The sequence below is a fragment of the Herbaspirillum sp. NPDC101397 genome (assembly GCF_044767325.1).
Lineage (GTDB): Bacteria > Pseudomonadota > Gammaproteobacteria > Burkholderiales > Burkholderiaceae_D > Herbaspirillum.
Genome location: NZ_JBIWNS010000001.1, coordinates 921137 through 942624, shown reverse-complemented (window position 1 = coordinate 942624; position 21488 = coordinate 921137). Strand labels below are relative to the sequence as shown.

Sequence of the window (21488 nt, the reverse complement as noted above, 5' to 3'; positions counted from 1 at the left end):
ACAGGTCGCCGGTTTCAGGCAGGCACTATTTCCTGTCGGGACGATCCGTACGGTCGGGGCGCTCCTCGCGTTGCTGAGGCCGTGGTTCGGGCCGCTGGGCTTGTTCGTGGCGTTCCTGTGGCGGTGGCGCGGTACGGACGGCGGGGGCCGGACGCTGAACTTGCGCTTGCGGCTCGGGGCGTGGAGCTGCCTGGATCTGGGGTGGCGGGGCCCGATGTGCTGCTTGCGGCTCCGGCCGATGCTCCTGACGTGGCACGTTGTCGGGCCGCTCGGCACGCTCCGGGCGTTCCGGACGATTTTGATGTGCAGCGGGCGCTGGAGATGCAACAGGTGCCGCAGGAGCAGGGCGGGCCTGCGGCGCCTGCAATTGAGGCACCGGTGCCTGAGCCGGTCGTTGTGCAGTCGGTGCATTGTTCGGCGCCATCAGGTTCGCCTGCGCCGGCCGGTTCTGGTCGCGACGGTTGTCCCTGTCGTTGCGATCGTTACGATCATGGTCGCCGCGATGGTCGCGGTCATTGTCGCGTTCAGCCTGGCCGGGACGCTGGTCCGGGCGTGGGCCCTGATTTGGCGGAGGGGGCGCGAGGGCGGCATTCGGCACCGGATTGGGGCGCGAGGCGTTGCCGACATCCGGGCGACGATCGTCGCGACCGTTGCGCGGGCTGTGCTGCCAGACCACGGGTTTGTTGTTGACGACGACGTTCCGGTTTACGTTATTGGTGACATTGACGTTATTGATGCGTACGTTGTTGACCAATACGTGATGCTGGCGCCAGTCAGGCCGTGCTTCGCTGTAGACAGAGCGCACGATGCCGGTGCCGGCGCCGAAGGAAATTCCGATCGAGACGTTATAGCTGGGCGGGCGATAACGCGGCGGCGGTGCCCAATAGACCGGCGGACGCTGCGGCCACCACCAGCCGCCGTACACCACGGTCGGATTGTAATAAGGCACATAGATGACTTGCGGGTTGACTGGTTCGATCACGATGATCTGGTCCTGCTGCACGATGCGCTGCTGATTGCTCGATTGCAGGTTGCCGGCGATCTGCGCCTTTACGCGCAGGTTCTGTACGGTGTCCATCACATTGGCTTGCTGCGACAGGAAGGCGTCGCCGAGGCGCTGCGTCCAATCCAGCTTGTCGTTCATCATCGCGAGGACGGATGGGAATTGCGCCAGCGATTTCACGCTCGGATCCCATGGCATGGGAGCGATCGCGCGCGCCAGCGCATCACCTTGCAGGCCCGGGCGGCTGTCGACGAAGCGCGCCGCCTGCACCACTTCCAGCGGATAGGTGGCTGCCATCAATACTTGCGCCAGCAATGAATCGGGATACAGCGCCACCGGCGCCAGCATCTGGTCTAATTCTTCCTGCGTAAAAACGGCCGGCGGACGGTTCATGTCCTGTGCAGAAACATTGGACATGCCGGATGCCAGCGAAAAAAGTGCCGAGGCGATCCAGGCGAGGGTTTTCTTGTTCACGGCGATTCTCCTTTGGACGGGGAGCGCGCGAGGTATCGACAATCAGTGATAAACGATTTACGTCATTGCCAGTCTTGCACCGTACCCAAAAACTGCAGGTGGAAATTCGGGCAATGCGGTTCGCGCGCAGATGTCCTTATCTTCGGTCAGGGAATCGCAACAAGGTGTAACCAAACTGCAAGGAATGTTTCAGCTTCCGAATCCAGCAGGGGAGCGCGCGGCACGATTGCGTGAACCCGAAAAACATGAAACTTCGCCCCCGCTCATAGGAGAAAATTTAAAAATATTGAAGAAAATGTGAAGAAGGTGTTGACCGAACCCCCATGTCGGGATATTATCTCGCTTCTCGGAGTGTAGCGCAGCCCGGTAGCGCACCTGGTTTGGGACCAGGGGGTCCAAGGTTCGAATCCTTGTACTCCGACCACACATGAACGGGCTGTCGAAAGACAGCCCGTTTTCATTTCCGAAGACGATTTCAAGCACAGCAATTCCTGCTTGATTCACCGATCTGCCCTTAGCTCAACCGGATAGAGCAATGGCCTTCTAAGCCATAGGTTAGGGGTTCGATTCCCTTAGGGCAGGCCACCTCTCTGCGCCGCTTCGTAAGATCCACTCCTTCTTTGCTTTTTTCATCGTGACGCATCTCGTGCCGTTATGGGCATGCGATCCGCCAAGCCGTTCCGGTATATCAATTGGTGATCTTGTCGGTGGGATAACGCAGCGAGTCGCGCAGGATATAGCTCATCGGCATTCCCAGCGAGCGCTTGTCGGGGCCGATGGGTTGCATGAACCAGCGATCGTAGAGACGATAAATTTCCCCGCTGTTGGCCAGTCTGCCCATTTGCCGGTCGACCATTTTCTTGAATTCGGGATCGTCGTTGCGCAGCATGATCGCGTAGGGCTCCACGGACAGCGACGTGCCGACAATGATGAACTTCTCCGGATCGACCGCGTTCTCGCGCGCGCCGTACAGCAATATTTCGTCCATGATGAAAGCATCGGCCATGCCGTGCTCCAGCATCGAAAAACATTCCCGGTCGCCATCCAGCTCCACCACTGTCAGGTCGAGGTAGCGGATGTTGCTGCGTTTGTTGATGACGTCGATCATTGCGGTGGCGCGTGTCGTCACCACGCGCTTGTTGCGTAGGTCGTTCCAGTTCTTGATGGGGGAGCCCGCTTTGACCAGCATGCGTACGCTGGTGAAGAAATGCGGGATGGTGAAGGCGAATTTCTTGCGGCGTTCGGCGTTGTTGGTACTGACGCTGCACTCAAGGTCGGCGCGGTTGTCAGACAAGGCGCTGAAGCGGGAGGATGCATTAACCGGTAAATACTGGATCTTGATGTCAGGCATCCGCAGTTCCTGGCGGATGCCCTGGACGATCTTGCGGCACAACTCAATGGTGTAGCCGCTGACTTCGCCATCGGGCTCGATCACCACGAATGGCGACAAGTTGTCGACGCTGCCCATGAAGGCCAGTACGATGGTTTTGGTTTCCCTGATCTTCTTGATGGTGTCGCGTGCGGATGCTGTCGCGGCTACGGCGCCGAGCAGCAGGAAGGCGGCGAGAACAACGAATCGGCTGATGCGAAATCGGAAGGCTGACGCCGGGGAAGGGAACAAGGGCAAATGACTCATGTGGGGACCGTCTTTCCTGCTACAGCACCGCCTGATCTTATGATGCGTACCGGTATTATTCAAGTATGGAAAGCCTGCGATATTCCTCCTGTATTGAAAAGAAAGGGATGAGTCGAAATTTTTCTATCCTGCGTGTGCATTAATTCTGTGAGAAAAGAAAAAAGCCCGGCATGCCGGGCTTTTTCACGAGGATTGGGAGAATGCGCGATCAGAATGCCGGCACCACCGCGCCCTTGTATTTCTCTTCGATGAATTTCTTCACGGCAGGCGAGTTCAGCGCGGCAGCCAATTTCTTGATGGCGGAGCTGTCCTTGTTATCCTGGCGTGCGACCAGCAGGTTTGCGTAAGGCGAGTTAGCGTCTTCGATGAACAGCGAATCCTTGACCGGATTGAGCTTGGCTTCGATTGCATAATTGGTGTTGATCAGCGCGACGTCAACCTGGTTCAGTACGCGCGGCAGGGTTGCCGCTTCGAGTTCGCGGAATTTCAGTTTCTTCGGATTGTCGGTGATGTCCTTTTGCGTGGCCGAGATGTTGCTGGTGTCCTTCAGCTTGATCAGGCCGTTGCGTGCCAGCAGCAGCAGGGCGCGACCCGAATTGGATGGATCGTTGGGGATCGCGATGGTGGCGCCGTTCGGGATGTCGGCGGTCTTCTTGTACTTTTGTGAATAGGCGGCGAACGGTTCGACGTGGACCTTGGTCACCGGCACTTCGATGTCGTTCTTGTGGCTCTTCTTGAATTCATCAAGATAAGGCTGGTGAAGGAAGAAGTTGCCGTCGACTTGTTTCTCGTTGGTCTGCGCGGCAGGCTGCACGTAGTCGGTGAATACCTTCACCTGCAGGTCGACGCCTTCCTTGGCCAGCGTCGGCTTGAGGAATTCGAGAATTTCAGCGTGCGGCACCGGCGTGGCGGCGATGACCAGCTTGTCGGCGGCTTGCGCGACGGCGGCGAACAAGGTCAGGGATGTGGCGAGCAGAAGGGACAATTTACGGGACATGGATAACTCCTTTTTTATTTACGTGTGAAATGCAGGACCAGGCGATCGCCGAAGAACTGCAGTAACTGCACCAGTACTACCAGGACCGCAACGGTGACGATCATCACCTCGGTCTGGAATCGTTGATAGCCATAGCGGATGGCCAGGTCGCCCAGGCCGCCGCCGCCGATGACGCCGGACATCGCGGCGTAGGACATCAGCGTGATGGCGGTAATCGTGACGGCGGCCAGCAAGCCGGGCAATGCTTCCGGCAGCAGCGCGCCGAAGATGATCTGATGTGTTTTGGCGCCCATGGCCTGGCAGGCTTCGAGCACGCCACGGTCGATTTCGCGCAGCACGTTTTCCACCAGGCGCGCAAAGAAGGGCGCGGTGCCGATCACCAGTGGCGGGATCGAGCCCTCGACGCCGAGCGAGGTGCCGACCAGCAGCAAGGTCACAGGAATCATCACGATCAGCAGGATCAGGAACGGCACCGAGCGCAACACGTTGACCACCAGCGACAGCGCCACATACACGCCGCGTTGCGCCAGCAACTGCTTGCGCGCAGTGAGGAACAGCAGGATGCCCAGCGGCAGTCCGATCAGCACGGTAAAGAACAGCGACAAGCCGGTCATGGCCAGCGTCTCCAGCGTGGCCTGGCCGATGTCGCCCCAGTCGATGACGGAAAAATCGATCATGCCAGCACCTCGTGATGGATCTGGTAGTGATCGAAGTGGGCGAACACCTTGGCGAGGTCATCGTCGCTGCCGTTGAGCTCCACCAGCAACTGGCCGTAAGGCGTGTCCTTGATGCGCGAAATCGTGCCTTGCAGGATGGTGATCAGCGCCTGCGTGGCGGCGGTGATGTTGGTCAGGATAGGCTGGTAGGTGATGTCGCCGACAAAGGTCAGGCGCACCAATTTTCCTTTGATATGTTCGAGACCGATGCCATCCTGCGGTTCGAAGGCATGGCTTTCGGCCACCAGCTTTTGCGTCACGGCGTGTTTGGGATGGAGGAACACGTCGGCGACCTTGCCGCTTTCGACGATGCGGGAATCATCGATCACCGCGACGCGGTCGCAGATGCTGCGGATCACCTGCATCTCGTGCGTGATCAGCACGATCGTCAGACCGAGCTTGCGGTTGATGTCGAGCAGCAGGCGCAGGATGGATTGCGTGGTTTCCGGGTCCAGTGCGGAGGTAGCTTCGTCGCACAACAGCAGATGCGGATAATTCGCCAGCGCGCGGGCGATGCCGACGCGCTGCTTTTGTCCGCCGGACAATTGCGCCGGATACTTGTCGCGCTGCTCGGACAGGCCGACCAGTTCCAGCAATTCAGTGACGCGCGCGGCGCGTTGTTCACGCGTGTATTTGCCGGTGATCTTGAGCGGCCAGTCAATGTTGGCGGCGACGGTTTTGGCGTTGAGCAGGTTGAAGTGCTGGAAGATCATGCCGACGCGCTGGCGCAATGCATGCAGCTGCGTGCTGTCGAAACACGTGATGTCTTCGTCTTCGATGAAAATGCTGCCCGAGCTGGGGCGTTCGAGCAAGTTGAGCGTCCTGATCAGCGTGCTTTTGCCGGCGCCAGAACGGCCGATGACGCCGAAAATTTCACCTGCGTCGATTTGCAGGTTGATATCGGTCAGTGCTATGAGGTCCCGGTTGGCAACTTGATAGGTTTTGTGGAGATGCTCGATGCGAATCACGGGCGTAAAGATGAATGAAGTAGAGATCAGTCTAGCAGTGCGGCAATAGAGCGTGAACGCATAAATAGTTGGATGCTTATTCGGTTTTGTAATGAGTGCGCCCATGAAAAAAGCCGTGTCGCCACAGGGCGGACACGGCTTTCATTCAACTGAAAACGTACTATCAAGCAGGTAGCAGTATCTCCCGATGCTGTTCCGGGACGATCAACCGCGGCCGGTCAGATGACCGTTGACGACACGCACCTGATCGCCAACGCGCCAGCCTTCGCCAGACTGCGGGAAGGAGCGCACGCTGCCATTTTCCATGCGCACGTCGACCATATAAGTAGTGGTGGTGCGGCTGCGTTTTTCGACTTCGTTACCGGCATAGCCGCCGGCGCCTGCGCCGGCTACGGTTGCGAGTGTGCGGCCATTGCCGTTACCGATCTGGTTGCCCAGCACGCCGCCGAGCACGGCGCCGGCGACGATACCGACACCGCTGGCTTTAGGCGTGTGCTGAACTGCGCGCACCGCTTGGACTTCACCGCAGGTGGAGCAACGTGCCACCGCCGCCGGAGCAGGGTTGCCATAGCTGTTGCTGTTTGATTGTGCTTGCTGCGCGTAGTTGGATTTTGGTGCAGGTTGCGAGTTGTTTTGCGCTTGCGGCAATGGTTGTTGCGATTGCGGCGCGTTGGCTGCATCCGAGATGGCTTGTTGCGGCGCGACGCTGCTGTTGGATGTCGGCAGCAGACCGGTGATGGCGGCGACGCCAACCAGGCTGACCAGAGTCACTGCGACAGCGGCGGTGGCTACCAGGGGATGAATGCGACTTGGGGATTTGACGACTTCCATGATGAGCCTCTTCGTATTGGTGTTGTAGTGCAGGTATGAGGAGATTATGGAGGACTAAGTTCAGTGAAAAAAGGAAGATAGTGTGTCAGTTGTGAAAATTTGTAAGGCCAATGTAGGACAACCCGGAAAGGCCTTGTAGGCGCTTGCCGGGTTGTCGGTTTTTTCAGGCTTGTTGCAGTGATTCGATCAATCTTCGCGGCGCAGATGCGGGAACAGGATGACGTCGCGGATGTTCGGCGAATCGGTGATCAGCATCATCAAGCGGTCGATGCCGATGCCGCAGCCGCCGGCCGGCGGCATGCCGTATTCGAGCGCGCGAATGTAGTCGGCGTCGTAATACATGGCTTCTTCGTCGCCTGCGTCCTTCGCGGCAACTTGCGCCTGGAAGCGCGCGGCCTGGTCTTCGGCATCATTGAGCTCGGAGAAGCCGTTGGCGATTTCGCGACCGGTGATGAACAGCTCGAAACGCTCGGTGATGCCGGCCACGGTATCGGAGGCGCGCGCCAGCGGCGACACTTCAACCGGGTAGTCGATGATGTAGGTCGGCTCCCACAATTGCGATTCGGCGGTCTCTTCGAACAGCGCCAGTTGCAGCGCGCCGATGCCGGCCTTGGCCAACGGCGCCTGGTCGGTCTTGACGCCGAACTTCTTGAGCGCGGTGCGCAGGAAGTCGATGTCGCCCAGTTGCTCGTCGGTGTATTCCGGCGCGTACTTCTTGATGGCGCCGGTGATGGTCAGGCGCTGGAACGGCTTGGCCAGATCCAGTTCACGGCCCTGGTAGGTCAGCGTCGCGGTGCCGTGTGCATCGATGGCGGCCTGGCGGATCACTTGTTCAGTGAACGTCATCAGCCATTGGTAATCGACGTAGGCCGCATAGAATTCCATCATCGTGAATTCAGGATTGTGGCGCGGCGAAACGCCTTCGTTGCGGAAGTTGCGGTTCACTTCGAACACGCGGTTGAAGCCGCCGACCACCAGGCGCTTCAGATACAGCTCAGGCGCGATGCGCAGGAACATCTGCATGTCCAGCGCATTGTGATGCGTGATGAAAGGCTTGGCCGCCGCGCCGCCGGGGATGGTGTGCAGCATCGGCGTTTCGACTTCCATGAAGTCGTTCTTTTCCATGAAGCGGCGGATCGACGACATCGCGGCGGTACGCGCCTTGAAGGTGCGGCGTGTTTCTTCGCTCATGATCAGGTCGACGTAGCGCTGGCGATACTTGGTTTCCTGGTCCGACAGACCGTGGAATTTGTCCGGCAGCGGGCGCAGCGACTTGGTGATCAGGCGCAGGCCGGTCACCTTGACCGACAGCTCGCCGGTCTTGGTCTTGAACAGCGTGCCTTCGGCGCCGAGGATGTCGCCCAGGTCGTAATGCTTGAAGGCGGCATGCGCGGCTTCGCCGGTGACGTCGTTGGTGACATAGAGCTGCATGCGGCCGTCGGCGCGCGCGCCGGAAGAATCCTGCAGCGTGGCGAACGAAGCCTTGCCCATCACGCGCTTCAACATCATGCGGCCGGCGATCGACACCTTGACCGGATTGGCTTCCAGCGCCTCGTTGTCCAGTTCGCCGTATTGCGCGTGCAGGTTGGCCGCCTTGTGTTCAGGACGGAAGTCGTTCGGGAAGGCGACGCCTTGTTCGCGGATCGCGCCGAGCTTGGCGCGGCGTTCGGCGATGATGGTATTTTCGTCCACCGGCGGCTGTTGCTGCGCTTGCTGTCCGGCGTTGTCGTTTTGTGTGGTCATGATGTCGGGAATTCGTTAGTAAGAATGGGCAGAAAAGATGTCGGGCCGCAGCAGCATGCCGCTGCGGCCGGAATCAGACGATTATCAGACGATGATCAAACGCCCTGTTTCAGCGATGCGGCAATGAAACCGTCCAGCTCGCCATCCAGCACGGCCTTGGTGTTGCCCATTTCAAAGTTGGTGCGCAGATCCTTGATGCGCGACTGGTCCAGCACGTACGAGCGAATCTGGTGGCCCCAGCCGACGTCGGTCTTGGAGTCTTCCAGTTTTTGCTGCTCGCTCATGCGCTTGCGCAGTTCCAGTTCGAACAGCTTGGCGCGCAGCATGTCCCACGCCTCGGCGCGGTTGCGGTGCTGGCTGCGATCGTTCTGGCATTGCACGACGATGCCGCTGGGGCCGTGCGTCAGGCGCACTGCGGAGTCGGTTTTATTGATGTGCTGACCGCCGGCGCCGGAGGCGCGATAGGTATCGACGCGCACGTCGGCCGGATTAATGTCGATCTCGAAGGATTCATCCACTTCAGGATAGACAAACAGGCTTGAGAACGAAGTATGGCGACCGTTGGCGGAGTCGAACGGCGACTTGCGCACGAGGCGGTGCACACCGGTTTCGGTGCGCAGGAAGCCGTAGGCGTATTCGCCCTCGACCTTGATCGTGGCAGTCTTGATCCCGGCCACTTCGCCGTCGGACTGCTCCATGATTTCTGCCTTGAAGCCCTTGCGTTCGCAATAGCGCAGGTACTGGCGCAGCAGCATGGATGCCCAGTCTTGCGCTTCGGTGCCGCCGGCGCCGGCCTGGATGTCGATGAAGCAGTTGTTCGGGTCCATCGGATTACTGAACATGCGTCGGAATTCCATGCCTTCGACCAGACCCTTGATGGTTTCTGCGTCGGCCTCGATGGCTTCCAGCGTTTCATCGTCCTTTTCCTCGCGCGCCATCGCGAACAGGTCGCGCGTGTCGGTGAGGTCGCCGTCGATCTTGATCAATGTATGGACGATGTTTTCCAGGGATTTCTTTTCCTTGCCGAGGTCTTGCGCGCGCTTGGGATCGTTCCAGACTTCCGGATCTTCCAATTCGCCGTTGACCTGGTCGAGTTTCTCTGACTTCACATCGAAGTCAAAGATACCTCCGTAATTCAGCTGCACGCACCGCGAGGTCGTCCAGCAGGGATTGGAGGGAATTGAGGCGTTCTGCTTCCATGATTATGTCTTTTGCAAACCAAACCTCGCATTATACAAGAGTGGGAGGGGATATCTCCTGTCACAAAGGCGTCATGTTGGGCGATTAGCATCACGCGATTCCGTCAGGTAACTGTCAGGCATTGTCAAAAAGGAAAAACGCCCATGAAATCAGCCACCCAGCAGACCAGCACATCCTCCCCGAATGGCGCTGAAATCCAGCCCAAGCGCCGTGAGTTGCTCAAAGTCTTCGCCGCCGCGCCGCTGTTGCCGTTGACGCTGTCCGCGTCGGGCCTGCTGGCCGGTTGCGCCACAGTGCCCAATCGCAGCGGCTTTGCCTCGGCCTCGTTCAGCGGCATGGCGGCGCCGTCGCTGGCGAATCCGGCTGCGATGGCGACCACCACGGTGGCGTCCAGCCTGGACGTGGTGTTCCGCGACGGTGCTAAGCAAAGTTATCAGCTGACCTACCAGCCGTTCTTCGTGACCGGCGACATGGTGCCGGACGGCAAGGGCGGCAAGCTGCTGGCCGGCGGCTACTATGACATCAACAACCAGCCCATCATCGATCGCTCGGTGCCGGACAAGGAGCGCCACTTTTTCTCGGATTGCCCGGACGGCTCGTCCTTGCTGACGATCAAGGGCGCGCAAGTGGCCGGCGTCAGGGGCAATGCGGTGTTCGCCGTGGTCCAGTTCGAATACACCACGCGCGACCAGAAGCAGGCCGCGATGTACGGCCAGTTGCCGTCGCCGATCGCGGTGCTGACGCTGGACCAGGACCCGGCCACCGGCAAGCTCTCGCTGGTCAAGTATCACAATGTCGATACGTCCTCCGTCAACGGCCTGTGGATCACCTGCGGCGCCAGCCTGTCGCCGTGGAACACCCATCTGTCGAGCGAAGAGTACGAACCGGACGCCGCCGCCATCGCGAGCAACGTGCAATTCCAGGCGTTCAGCAAGAACCTGTTCGGCGACGTCGCCCGCGCCAATCCTTACCACTACGGCCATCTGCCTGAAATCACCGTGCACGCCGACGGCAGCGGCAGCGTGGTCAAGCACTACTGTCTCGGCCGCATCTCGCACGAACTGGTGCAGGTCATGCCGGATCGCCGCACGGTGCTGATGGGGGATGACGCCACCAACGGCGGCCTGTTCATGTTCATCGCCGACCGCGAAGCCGATCTGTCGGCCGGCACGCTGTATGTCGCCACGTGGACGCAAACTTCCGGCGTCGGCCCCGGCGCCGGTACGCTCGGCTGGGTGCGCCTGGGTCACGCGACCAGCGCCGAGATCAAGGTGCTGGCCGACAAGCTCAAGGCCGCCGACATCATGGACGTCAAGACCAGCGATCCGCAGGACGCTTCCTACACGAAGATCCCGTTCAACGGCAAAACCAACTGGGTCAAACTGAAGCCGGGCATGGAGCAGGCCGCCGCTTTCCTGGAAACCCATCGCTATGCCGCGCTCAAAGGCGGCAGCCTCGGTTTCACCAAGATGGAGGGCACCACCGTCAATGCCAAAGACAAGATCGCCTATTCGGCCATGTCCTATGTGCAGACATCGATGCTGGACGGCTCCGGCGGCATCAAGGTGCAGGGCCCGAAGGCCGGCGCGGTGTATGCGCTGAACCTCAAAGGCGGGCTGAAGGATATATCCGGCCAGGCCATCGACAGCACCTGGGTGCCGGTCGACATGGCGCCGCCGGCCGCGCTGGTGGGCGAGGACCTGAAGCAGGCCGATATCCTCGGCAACCTGGCCCACGCCGACAAGATCGCCAATCCGGACAACATCAAGTTCTCCGAAAAGCTGCGCACGCTGTTCATCGGCGAAGACAGCGGCATGCACGTCAACAATTTCCTGTGGGCGTACAACGTCGACACCAAGCAGCTGTCGCGCATCCTGTCCTGCCCGGCGGGCGCCGAATCGACCGGCTTGCACGCGGTCGACGAGATCAACGGCTGGACCTACGTGATGAGCAATTTCCAGCACGCCGGCGACTGGGAAAAGCCGCTGCACGACAAGGTGAAGGATGCGCTGGATCCGCTGGTGCGGGCCAATTACAAGGACCGCTTCGGCGCCACGGTCGGTTACCTGACCGGGATGCAGCTGCCGCCGCAAATCTGATTGTTTAATGAGTGGTTATGAAAGAGAGGCTGCGGCCTCTCTTTTTTTTGCGCCCGCAGCATGAAAAATGTCAGCGCCTCCTCAGCATGTCGTTATATGCTTGCCTCGATTCTCTGGATGCTGAAGCAGTTTCCCGATGAGCGCAGCCTGCACAATCGGGACCGATTTCTTCGCCGGACGAAATGAGCGCCGAACTCATTCCACTCTCCGGCAGTCATAGCGGGATGCAAAAAATGAGACCAACCGCCGCCGCCTGTTCGATTCAGTTCGCCGTCATGCTGGGGGCGGCTTGCTTGTCCGCTTGTTCTTCGGCCCCCACCACGCGCGGCGAGGTCAAAGGCGCTTCCGCCAGTTCGCGCGAAATGGGCCAGTCCGACACCAACCGCGTCGCCACGCTGGCCATGCGCGCCAACCTTGAGAGTCTCTATCTGTTGATGGACAAGCTCTACCGCCGCAACCCGGGCGAGTGGAAAAAGACCGGCGCCAGCCGCGAAGAGGTCGTCAAACGCGTCCGTGAAGCCGTCGAAAAGCGCCAGACCTGGGACGACCTGCAAGGCAAGCACGACATCGCCGCCATGTCGCTGGCGCTGTCGCCGGATTTCAAGGCCGACCGCGTCGCCGCCTTCATCTACGCCACCGCCGACATGATCGTCACCGCCCACGGCGGCAAGATCGAGTTCTTCCTGATCGATGGCCTCGACGCCCAGTATCTCTACAACGCCGCACGCAACATCGAAATCGCGGTGTGGATGCTGAGCAACCGCCGCAACGCCACCGGCCAGCCCTTGCTGCTGTCCGACGAGATCACCGCCACTGAACGCAACCTCAGTTTCGAGCGCGAGTTCGGCAAGATCGTCGGCCGCCTCGACCTGCTGGCTGAGTTCATTACCGAGAAGTATCGCCGCGCCGGCATCAGCTATGTACAGAACTTGCTGGGCGGTTCCTTTCTTCAGTTCTTGCCGGTACGCTGAACGGAACGAGACTGCGCAACGATATCCGCATATCCATATGCGAAAAAATTTGTTTTGCATTCCACGACCAGCGCCGACACTTCCGCACACTGAAATCAGCCTGAAAGCGTCATCATGAGTATTCCCCTGAGCAACTGGACACTTGAGACCATCCACGCTGCCTTGCCCGCCATCGAGCAAGAGCTGGCGCGTACTGCCGCCGAGCGCGACAAGGCCGGCGGCCACGCCGCCGAGCAGAAGGAATTGTTGCGCCAACACGGCTTGCTGCTGCTGGTGGTGCCCAAGGAATACGGCGGCATCGGCGCCTCGTGGAGCGAGACCTTCGCCATCGTGCGCCGCATTGCGCGCGTCGACAGCGCGATGGCGCATCTGCTGGCATTCCAGACGCTGCAGCTGTCGGGCGTGATTTCCTATGGTTCTGACCAGCAGCGCACGCTTTACCTCGGCGAAACCGTCGCACTCAATCACTGGTGGGGAAATTCCGCCAATCCGGCCGATCCGCGCCTGATCGCCACCGAACAGGACGGCGGGTTGGTGCTGCAGGGAATCAAGGGTTTCTGTTCCGGCACGCTCGGTTCGCATCGCCTGCTGACCACGGCGATCCACCAGCCCAGCGGCAAGCTGTTGATTGCGGTGCTGCCAACTGCGCGCGAGGGGATTTCCATCCATGACGACTGGGATCCGATCGGCCAGCGCCAGACCGACAGTACCTCGGTCAGCTACGAGCAGGTGCGGCTCGAGTGGAGCGAAGTGCTGCATCGTCCCGACGGCGTGTCGACGCCGTTCCTCACCATGCGCGGCGTGGTGGCGCAACTGATCCTGGTCAATCTTTACCTGGGCATGGCCGAAGGCGCCTTTGAACAGGCGCGTGACTACACGCTCAACCAGGGCCGGCCCTGGTTCGCCTCGGGCGTGCAGCGCGCGGCAGACGATCCTTACGTCGTCCATCGCTACGCCGAGATGCATCTGAAATTGCGCGCCGCGCGCGCATTGACCGAGGAAGCCGGCGTCGAAGTGGATCAGGCCTGGCGGATCGGTCGCGACTTGAGCGCCGAACAGCGCGGCAGGGCGGCGCTGGCCGTGGCCGAAGCCAAGATACTGTCGCATCGCGCCGCGCTATCGGTGGGCGAGGATGTGTTCGACGTCTGCGGCGCACGCGCCACCAAGGCAGATCTGGGACTGGACCGTTTCTGGCGCAATGCCCGTACCCACACCTTGCATGATCCGATCGACTACAAGCTGCGTGACGTCGGTCGTTATGCGCTGGAACACCTGTTGCCCGAGCCGACGCTGTATTCCTGATTCCGTCAGTCCGAAAAATGATGGCGGAATATGTCCGGTTAATGTCCGGGCCCGCCATCGTGAGGTCGATGCCGATGGAGTAACATGATAGCTCTCCAGTCGCAGATCAGAGGGAATCATGGCCATATCCACCAGCATTGACGCCGGCATCCCGGTCTATTTCCTGTTGCGGGAGTCTCTGCTGACGCTTGACGTGATCGGTCCGGCGGAAGTCTTGCGCTACGCCAATCGTTTCGCCGAACAATCGGGGCGCGCGCCGTATTTCGACCTGCATTTCATCAGCGTGCACCGCGAGGTGGCGACCTCGGTCGGCCTCACCATCACCGGTTTCGAAGATTTGCCCGAGCATTTGCCGGACGACGCCATGCTGGTGCTGAGCGGTTGCGTCGGCCGCGACGACGACTTCAGCAGCGTCGCCGACCAGCAGGTCGTGGCATGGCTGCGCCGGCATTTTGCGCCGCGCCAGAAGCTGGTTTGCATTTGCACCGGCACGCTGCTGGCCGGTTACGCCGGCTTGCTGGGACAACGCAAGTGCACCACCCATCACAGCCATATCAAGGAGTTGCGCGGCATTGCGCCCGCCGCTGAGGTGCTGGAAAACCGCATCTTCGTTGAAGACGGCGACCTCTACACCAGCGCCGGCGTCACCACCGGCATCGACCTGGCGCTGCACCTGGTGGCGCAAGTCGCCGGCCATGCCTGCAGTGCTTCAGTGGCCCGTTCGCTGGTGGTGTACATGCGCCGCACCGGCGGCGATCCGCAATTGTCGCCATGGCTGGTGGCACGCAACCACTTGCATCCGGCCGTGCATCGCGTGCAGAACGCGGTGATCAAGGATCCCGCCAACGACTGGAGCGTGGCGCGGCTGGCCGAGATCGCCTGCACCAGCGAGCGTCATCTCACGCGGCTGTTCCGCGAACATACCGGCGACAGCCTGGTCGATTACATCCATCGCATCCGCATTGCGCTGGCGCGCGACCTGCTGGCGCAATCGCCGTTCGACATGGAGCACGTGGCCGAGAAAGCCGGCTTCCACTCGAGCCGGCAACTGCGCCGCGTCTGGAAGAAGTTTGAAACGCATCCTCCCTCGGCGCATCGGGAACAGCTTGCCGCCAACGCCGCACAAGCCGCCTGACCCCACCCGGTTTCACCTGGTCTCACCTGCATTCCCGACAAACTGCCGGGAATGCACAATTTCCCTACATCTTTTCCCCTGCGTCGCGGCTATGATCCCGCTCGGACGCAGGAAATGCGCATGCCGCCGCCGCAACATTCTTTCTGCTCCCCGGGACTGCCGACCCATCCGGCGGCTGCTCCTGCCTACCGACGCCATCAAGCGCAAACGCGCGCAAGTACAACGACATAATCCGGGCCGCCGCGCCCGACAGGAAAAGACGCATGCCGCAGTTCTTCATCAACCGCCCGGTGTTTGCCTGGGTGGTCGCGATTTTCATCATCTTGCTGGGACTGATCGCCTTACCGCAGTTGCCGATTGCACGCTATCCCACGGTGGCCCCGCCCAGCGTCAGTATCTATGCCACCTATCCCGGCGCCACGCCGCAGTCGATGAACGACTCGGTGGTCAGCCTGATCGAGCGCGAGCTGTCCAGCGTCAAGAACCTGCTGTATTTCGAGTCGTCGTCGGACACCTCCGGTTCGGCGCAGATCACTGCGACCTTCAAGCCGGGCACTGACCCCGACCTGGCGCAGGTGGACGTGCAGAACCGCCTCAAGACGGTCGAGCCGCGCCTGCCGCAGGCAGTGCGCCAGAACGGCTTGTCGGTGGAGGCGTCCGGCTCCGGCTTCCTCATGCTGGTCGGATTGACTTCGCCGACCGGCAAGTTCGACGAGATGGCCTTGGGCGACTACATGGCGCGCAACGTGGTCGAGGAATTGCGGCGCATCGACGGCGTCGGCCGGGTGCAATTGTTCGGCGCCGAGCGCGCCATGCGCATCTGGGTTGATCCTGCCAAACTGATCGGCTACAAGCTGACCATGGGCGACGTCAGCAGCGCCATCACTCAGCAGAACGCGCAGATCGCGCCGGGCCGCGTAGGGGATGCACCGGCGCAACCGGGTCAGCGCGTGACGATTCCGCTGACCATCGAAGGCCAATTGAAAACGCCGGAACAGTTCGAACGCATCGTCTTGCGCGCCACCCGCGGCGGCGCCCAAGTGTTGCTGCGCGACGTCGCGCGGGTGGAACTGGGTGCGCAAAGTTTTGCCTACGCCAACCGCGAAAATGGACGACCATCGACCGCTGCCGCGATCCAGCTCTCGCCCGGCGCCAATGCGGTGCGCACCGCGCAGGCAGTGCGCGAGCGCATGGCGGTGCTGGCGCAGACGATGCCGGCGGGGATGGCGTATTCGGTGCCGTTTGACACCGCACCATTCGTCAAGATATCGATACAGAAAGTCATCGTCACGCTGATCGAAGCGATGGTGCTGGTGTTCCTCGTGATGTTCCTGTTCCTGCAAAAGGTGCGTTACACGCTGATTCCGGCCATCGTTGCGCCGATCGCCTTGCTCGGTACATTCGCTGTGATGCTGGTGGCCGGCTTCTCGGTCAACGTGCTGACCATGTTCGGCATGGTGCTGGCGATCGGCATCATCGTCGACGATGCGATCGTAGTGGTGGAAAACGTCGAACGCCTGATGGCAAGCGAAGGCTTGTCGCCCAAGGAGGCGACCTCGCGCGCCATGCGCGAAATCACCGGGGCCGTGGTCGGCATCACGCTGGTGCTGACGGCGGTGTTCATCCCGATGGCGCTGGCCAGCGGTTCGGTCGGCGAAATCTATCGCCAGTTCACGCTGTCGATGGCGGTGGCGATCCTGTTCTCGGCCTTCCTCGCGCTGACGCTGACGCCGGCGTTATGCGCCACCATCCTCCAGCCGATCGGTCCCGAGTCACATGCAAAGCGCGGTTTCTTCGGCTGGTTCAACGCGCGCTTCGAACGCATGACGCAGCGCTACGAAAACGGCGTGGTGCGCCTGCTCAGGCGCAGCGGCAGGGTGATGCTGTTGTTTGCGGCGCTGGTGGCCGCGCTGGCGGCGGCCTTCACGATGCTGCCGTCGGCCTTCTTGCCGGAAGAAGACCAGGGCTATTTCATGACCTCAATCCAGTTGCCGTCGGACGCCACCGCCGAACGCACACTCGATGCGGTCAAGGTGTTCGAGCGCCACCTGGCGTCGCGCCCGGCGATCGACAATAACCAGTCCATCCTCGGTTACAGCTTCGCCGGTTCAGGACCGAATGCAGCATTGGCCTACACCATGCTCAAGGACTGGGACCAGCGCAACGGCGCCACTGCTGCCGACGAAGCAGAGCGTGCGCACAAGGCGATGGAGCCGGTCGCCGACGCCGTCAGCATGAGTCTGCTGCCGCCCGCGATTGACGAACTGGGCAACTCGTCGGGTTTCACGATGCGCCTGGAAGACCGCGCCAGCCAGGGTTATGCTGCGCTCAAGGCGGCGCAGGCAAGCCTGCTGGAAGCAGCAGGGAAAAGCCGCGTCGTCAGCGACGTCTATGCCGAAGAGCTACCGAGCGGCGCCAGCGTGCGCCTGGAAATCGATCGCCAGAAGGCGCAGGCGATGGGCGTTTCGTTCAATGCCATCAACGAGACCTTGTCGAGCGCGATGGGCTCGCTGTACGTCAACGACTTCCCCAACGCCGGACGCATGCAGCAAGTGATTGTGCAGGCCGACGCCTCGGCGCGCATGCAGGTCGAGGACGTATTGAAGCTGCACGTGCGCAATGCCGGCGACGGCATGGTGTCGCTGTCGGAACTGGTCAAGCCGGTGTGGGGCGTGTCGCCGCAACAGCTGGTGCGCTACCAGGGTTACCCTGCGGTGCGCATTTCGGGTGCGCCCAAGGCGGGCGCCTCGAGCGGCGAGGCGATGGAGGAGATGGAGCGCCTGGTGGCGCAATTGCCGCCGGGGTTCGCCCTCGAGTGGACTGGCCAGTCGCTGCAGGAGCGCCAGTCCGCCGCGCAGGCACCGATGCTGATGGCTTTGTCGGCGCTGGTGGTGTTTCTGGTGCTGGCAGCGCTGTACGAGAGCTGGGCGATCCCGCTGTCGGTGATGCTGGTGGTGCCGTTGGGCCTGCTCGGCGCGGTGCTGGCGGTGGTTTTGCGCGGCATGCCGAATGACGTGTTCTTCAAGGTTGGCATGATCACGGTCATGGGTTTGTCGGCCAAGAATGCGATCCTGATCGTCGAGTTCGCCCGGCAGTTGCGCGAGCAGGGCAAGGGCCTGGTTGAGTCGGCGGTGGAGGCGTCGCGCCTGCGTCTGCGGCCGATCCTGATGACCTCGCTGGCATTCGCGCTGGGTGTGCTGCCTTTGATGCTGGCCGGCGGCGCGAGCGCGGAAACGCAGCGCGCCATCGGCACCGGCGTGTTCGGCGGCATGGTCAGCGCCACCGTACTGGCGGTGTTTTTCGTACCGGTGTTTTTTGTCGTCGTACTGGGGTTCACGGAGCGGCTGGCGCAATGGCGTCAACAGCGCGGCAAGTTCATGCCGGCGTCTGCACCGCCGCTTCCATGACCGGCGCGATGACGTAGCAACCGCGTCCCCTGTTCTTGGCGTCGTACATGGCTTTGTCGGCGGCCTGGAGCAGGGTGTCGGGATCGCAATACGTCTCGCATACGGCAATGCCGATCGAGACGCCGATCTCGTAGTAGTCGTCTCCAATCCGCAGCGGCTCGGAGACGACGCGGATGCATTTTTCCGCCAGCGCCCGGGCGCCGTGTTCCAGCGGTGCGCCGAGGTCGGTCGCCAGCAGCACGAATTCGTCGCCGCCGACGCGTGCCAGCGTATCGCTATGGCGCGCGACCTTTTGCAGCCGCTGGGTGATTTCCTGCAGCACCTGGTCGCCGGCCTTGTGGCCCAGCGTGTCGTTGATCGGCTTGAAGCTGTCGAGGTCGAGGAACAACAGCGCCACGCCGCGCTGCGTTTGCGCAATCGCCTGCTGCATGCGTTCGGCCAGCATGACCCGGTTCGGCAAGCCGGTCAGGGTGTCGTGATGCGCCTGGTGCTGCAATTCCGACTGGTGCGTCTTGAGGCGCGACAGCAGCCGGTTGAACGCCATCGTGAGATGGCCGACCTCATCGTTGCGATAGACCGGCAAAGGCGTCAGCGGCAACTCGCCGCTGGTCATCCGTTCGGCCTGGTCGGCAGCACGCCGCAGCGGGCGGAAGAACCAGACGATGGCCAGAATGATTAACAGGAAAATCACCGCAGCCTGCATGGCGCCGCCGCGCACGATGAACGCCTGTACGCGGTCCACCGTCGGCAACGCCGCTTTCACCGGCAGGCGCGCCACCACGAACCAGCCGGTGCTGGGCACGTCGGCAATGGCCTTGATCTCATCGATATCGCCGTTGGCGCCGACGCCGCTGCCGCGATAGCCGCCGACTGCCTTGTCCAGCATGGGATCGACGCCGACCTCGGGCAGCGGTTTGAAAATCAGGTTTTTCTGACTGGAGGCAAGGATCAGACGCTTGGCCGGCGACACCAGCAGGAAGCTGCCGGAGTCACCCAGCCGCGCCTGCTGCAGATGATCAAGGAAGCCGGCCGCGGCCAGCGCGGTGACGCCGCCCAGTACGCCGACGAACTTGCCGCCGCTGTCGCGCACCGGGGCCAGCATCGGCAGGATGGCACGTTGATCGATCGGGCTGAGCAAAGGTTCACCGATGATGAATTTTCCTTCCTTGACCAGGTGGAAATCAGGAAAAATCGCCAGCGACAGATTGCGGCGTCCGGCTGCCGGCGGGTAGTCGGTGATGACGGCGCCATTGGCGTCGGCGACGAACAAGCCCATAGAAAACAAGGGTTGCAGTTCTTGCCGTTCCTGCAGCCAGGAGCGCAGCTTTTCCGGCTGGTCCAGCAATTCCGCCGGCAGCATGCGCGCCAGCTGCTCCAGGAAGCGGCGCCGCTCGACGATGCGGTAGTTGATGTCCTGCGCCAGGTAACTTGCGATCGTGCTTTGCTGATCGGCAGCGACTTCGCTGAGGTCGTCATGCAGGAAATTGGTCAGCACATGAAAGCGCGCGACCGCGCTGGCAAGAACGACCAGAGTGCCGAACAGAACCAGACGGGTGACAAGACTGTTGAAAAAGCGTTTGAAATTCATACGGAAGATGCAGGTGTTGTTATTGTTCGTTGGTTCGCAACTTCGCTTACACGGTCGCGCACCACGCGGATGGCTTGCTTGAGCGCATAGACGTCGCCGTAATAGCGTTGCGGAATGTCGATCTGGTTGGCGTTGGCGTCGATCTCTTCGATTTCGGCGTGCCACTCGGCGAGCTTTTCGTCGGATGGTTCATGCGTGTTCCAGATCTCTTCTTCCAGCAGATGGATTTCCTTGTACCACACAACCAGGCGTTTTTTCATACTGGCTTCATAGATGCGCGGCACCGCCTGGATCAGACCGAACAGCACCGCGATGAACGGCAGCAAAATAGTGAAGCGGCGTTCGATGAAATTGGCCAGCCAGAACGGCAGGTAGCGTTGCAGGAAAGGGCGTCCCGATTTGAAATAGCGGCGCGTCTCGTCGGAGATGTTGAAGTCTTCGATGTTCTGATTCGGGAAGTAATTGCGCGGCGTGAAAAAATCCGGCGCATTGTGGATCACGTTGGCAGCGTCGAGCAGCAGGTAGGCCAACGCCGGATGCAACGATTCCTTCGACACTAGCATGGCAGTGGCGGCCAGCAGCGTGACGTCATGCGACGGGCGGTCGTTGATCAGGCTGGTGGCGCCGCGCGGATAGGTGATCTTCGACAGCGATGGAAATTTTTGCACCAGCGCATCGGCCTGCGAAAAACTCATCAGCTTGATGCCGCTGTTGAGCAACGTATGAATCAGCTGGCTGTCGGCGCGGCCGATGAAGAAGGCGGCATCGATCTTGTTGTTGAGCAGCTGCTCGTAGGCGTTGTTGCCGTTGAGTTCTTCCAGGGTGGAATTGTTGGTGGTGATGCCGTTTTCGGTGAGCAGGTCGTTGGCGACGATGCGCAGGCCGCTGCCAGGCAGTCCCAGCGAGATACGCTTGCCGCGCAGTTGCGACAGCCTGTCGTAGGTGGCATTGCCTTGGTAAAAGACCCAGATCGGCTCATACGAAATCGCCGCGATGGTCTGGATGCCGGGCGCCTGCTCGCCGTTGCCGGTGCCGGACTGGATGAAGCCGACCTGGAATTCGCTGTCGTCTTCGCGCAGGCGCTGGAAGTTTTCCACCGAGCCGGACGAGGTGCGGATATCGAGCGTGATGCCGTCGCGCTTGAGGATTTGCGCATAGCGTTGCGCGTAGTTGTGATAGATGCCGCCTTCTGCGCCGGCGGTCATCACGATCTTGCCCTGGGTGGCCGGCTTGAGCATGGCCAGCACGATCCAGCAGACAGCCAGCAGCACCAGAGAGCCGATCAGCATCAGGCGGCGCAGCCGTTGCGGCGTCATCGGCGGCTTTTGAATCCGGTGCAGCGGAAGAGGAGTCTTGGACATTGGTCGCTGCTATTTTTACTTGTTGGCGCTCAAAATTTGTTAAGCGCTGCTTTTGTC

The 21488-nt window shown here is 61.1% G+C and carries 15 protein-coding genes and 2 tRNA genes; 7 read left to right on the top strand and 10 right to left on the bottom strand.

Going from position 1 to position 21488, the window contains the following annotated elements:
* Positions 1-25: 25 nt before the first annotated feature.
* Complete coding sequence (locus ACIROW_RS04145) at positions 26-1477, bottom strand: DUF3300 domain-containing protein (RefSeq protein ID WP_402272189.1); 1452 nt, start codon at positions 1475-1477, stop codon at positions 26-28.
* Between the two features lie 347 nt (positions 1478-1824).
* On the opposite strand from ACIROW_RS04145, the gene ACIROW_RS04140 reads away from it, so the two are divergent.
* Both ACIROW_RS04140 and ACIROW_RS04135 read left to right on the top strand, forming a co-directional pair.
* Positions 1825-1901: transfer RNA gene (locus ACIROW_RS04140), tRNA-Pro, on the top strand.
* An 84-nt stretch (positions 1902-1985) separates the two neighbouring features.
* Positions 1986-2062 (top strand) — tRNA-Arg (locus ACIROW_RS04135).
* A gap of 103 nt (positions 2063-2165) precedes the next feature.
* On the opposite strand, the gene ACIROW_RS04130 is transcribed toward ACIROW_RS04135, so the two are convergent.
* From ACIROW_RS04130 to prfB, 7 genes are all read right to left on the bottom strand, one after another.
* Positions 2166-3113: an amino acid ABC transporter substrate-binding protein gene (locus ACIROW_RS04130; RefSeq protein ID WP_402272187.1), complete on the bottom strand. Its 948-nt coding sequence runs from the start codon at positions 3111-3113 to the stop codon at positions 2166-2168.
* A 208-nt stretch (positions 3114-3321) separates the two neighbouring features.
* Entirely contained in the window at positions 3322-4110 is a 789-nt protein-coding gene (locus tag ACIROW_RS04125; protein WP_402272185.1) for a MetQ/NlpA family ABC transporter substrate-binding protein, read from the bottom strand.
* Between the two features lie 14 nt (positions 4111-4124).
* On the bottom strand, positions 4125-4787 hold the full coding sequence (locus ACIROW_RS04120) for a methionine ABC transporter permease (RefSeq protein WP_116432442.1): 663 nt from the start codon (positions 4785-4787) through the stop codon (positions 4125-4127).
* Positions 4784-5794: a methionine ABC transporter ATP-binding protein gene (locus tag ACIROW_RS04115; protein ID WP_402272182.1), complete on the bottom strand. Its 1011-nt coding sequence runs from the start codon at positions 5792-5794 to the stop codon at positions 4784-4786. Before ACIROW_RS04115 ends, ACIROW_RS04120 begins: the two co-directional genes overlap by 4 nt.
* Before the next feature lie 204 nt (positions 5795-5998).
* Positions 5999-6625 carry a glycine zipper 2TM domain-containing protein gene (locus ACIROW_RS04110; RefSeq protein WP_402272180.1) on the bottom strand — a complete coding sequence of 209 codons (627 nt, stop codon included), beginning with the start codon at positions 6623-6625 and terminating at the stop codon, positions 5999-6001.
* A 186-nt stretch (positions 6626-6811) separates the two neighbouring features.
* The gene (gene lysS, locus ACIROW_RS04105; protein WP_402272177.1) at positions 6812-8368 is read right to left on the bottom strand and encodes a lysine--tRNA ligase; all 1557 of its coding nucleotides are present in this window, start codon (positions 8366-8368) and stop codon (positions 6812-6814) included.
* 95 nt (positions 8369-8463) lie between these two features.
* Positions 8464-9568, bottom strand: a protein-coding gene (prfB, locus tag ACIROW_RS04100; protein ID WP_402272174.1) for a peptide chain release factor 2 whose coding sequence is annotated in 2 segments (ribosomal slippage) — positions 8464-9486 and positions 9488-9568 — 1104 coding nt in all. Because the reading frame shifts where the segments join, the coding sequence is not laid out codon by codon here.
* 143 nt (positions 9569-9711) lie between these two features.
* Here prfB and ACIROW_RS04095 point away from each other — a divergent pair.
* The 5 genes from ACIROW_RS04095 to ACIROW_RS04075 all read left to right on the top strand — a co-directional run bounded on the left by ACIROW_RS04095 (position 9712) and on the right by ACIROW_RS04075 (position 18482).
* Positions 9712-11667 carry a PhoX family protein gene (locus ACIROW_RS04095; protein ID WP_402272172.1) on the top strand — a complete coding sequence of 652 codons (1956 nt, stop codon included), beginning with the start codon at positions 9712-9714 and terminating at the stop codon, positions 11665-11667.
* A 233-nt stretch (positions 11668-11900) separates the two neighbouring features.
* Positions 11901-12638: a hypothetical protein gene (locus ACIROW_RS04090; protein ID WP_402272169.1), complete on the top strand. Its 738-nt coding sequence runs from the start codon at positions 11901-11903 to the stop codon at positions 12636-12638.
* A 114-nt stretch (positions 12639-12752) separates the two neighbouring features.
* On the top strand, positions 12753-13940 hold the full coding sequence (locus ACIROW_RS04085; protein WP_402272166.1) for an acyl-CoA dehydrogenase family protein: 1188 nt from the start codon (positions 12753-12755) through the stop codon (positions 13938-13940).
* A gap of 118 nt (positions 13941-14058) precedes the next feature.
* On the top strand, positions 14059-15075 hold the full coding sequence (locus tag ACIROW_RS04080; RefSeq protein WP_402272164.1) for a GlxA family transcriptional regulator: 1017 nt from the start codon (positions 14059-14061) through the stop codon (positions 15073-15075).
* Positions 15076-15338: 263 nt separating this feature from the next.
* Positions 15339-18482 carry a multidrug efflux RND transporter permease subunit gene (locus tag ACIROW_RS04075; RefSeq protein ID WP_402272162.1) on the top strand — a complete coding sequence of 1048 codons (3144 nt, stop codon included), beginning with the start codon at positions 15339-15341 and terminating at the stop codon, positions 18480-18482.
* Here the strand turns inward: ACIROW_RS04075 and ACIROW_RS04070 are convergent.
* Both ACIROW_RS04070 and ACIROW_RS04065 read right to left on the bottom strand, forming a co-directional pair.
* On the bottom strand, positions 18451-20070 hold the full coding sequence (locus tag ACIROW_RS04070) for a diguanylate cyclase domain-containing protein (protein ID WP_402272159.1): 1620 nt from the start codon (positions 20068-20070) through the stop codon (positions 18451-18453). The two genes, ACIROW_RS04075 and ACIROW_RS04070, sit on opposite strands and share 32 nt — an antisense overlap.
* A complete protein-coding gene (locus tag ACIROW_RS04065) occupies positions 20067-21431 on the bottom strand; it encodes a TAXI family TRAP transporter solute-binding subunit (RefSeq protein WP_402272157.1) in 1365 nt (454 codons plus the stop codon). The genes ACIROW_RS04070 and ACIROW_RS04065 overlap by 4 nt, the downstream gene beginning before the upstream one ends.
* Positions 21432-21488 lie beyond the last annotated feature (57 nt).

Bases quoted from the DNA above. Each gene is read 5' to 3' on its own strand.
- ACIROW_RS04130 (WP_402272187.1), bottom strand. From the start codon at position 3,113: ATGAGTCATTTGCCCTTGTTCCCTTCCCCGGCGTCAGCCTTCCGATTT.
- ACIROW_RS04125 (WP_402272185.1), bottom strand. From the start codon at position 4,110: ATGTCCCGTAAATTGTCCCTTCTGCTCGCCACATCCCTGACCTTGTTC.
- ACIROW_RS04120 (WP_116432442.1), bottom strand. From the start codon at position 4,787: ATGATCGATTTTTCCGTCATCGACTGGGGCGACATCGGCCAGGCCACG.
- ACIROW_RS04110 (WP_402272180.1), bottom strand. From the start codon at position 6,625: ATGGAAGTCGTCAAATCCCCAAGTCGCATTCATCCCCTGGTAGCCACC.
- lysS (WP_402272177.1), bottom strand. From the start codon at position 8,368: ATGACCACACAAAACGACAACGCCGGACAGCAAGCGCAGCAACAGCCG.
- ACIROW_RS04095 (WP_402272172.1), top strand. From the start codon at position 9,712: ATGAAATCAGCCACCCAGCAGACCAGCACATCCTCCCCGAATGGCGCT.
- ACIROW_RS04090 (WP_402272169.1), top strand. From the start codon at position 11,901: ATGAGACCAACCGCCGCCGCCTGTTCGATTCAGTTCGCCGTCATGCTG.
- ACIROW_RS04085 (WP_402272166.1), top strand. From the start codon at position 12,753: ATGAGTATTCCCCTGAGCAACTGGACACTTGAGACCATCCACGCTGCC.
- ACIROW_RS04080 (WP_402272164.1), top strand. From the start codon at position 14,059: ATGGCCATATCCACCAGCATTGACGCCGGCATCCCGGTCTATTTCCTG.
- ACIROW_RS04075 (WP_402272162.1), top strand. From the start codon at position 15,339: ATGCCGCAGTTCTTCATCAACCGCCCGGTGTTTGCCTGGGTGGTCGCG.
- ACIROW_RS04070 (WP_402272159.1), bottom strand. From the start codon at position 20,070: ATGAATTTCAAACGCTTTTTCAACAGTCTTGTCACCCGTCTGGTTCTG.
- ACIROW_RS04065 (WP_402272157.1), bottom strand. From the start codon at position 21,431: ATGTCCAAGACTCCTCTTCCGCTGCACCGGATTCAAAAGCCGCCGATG.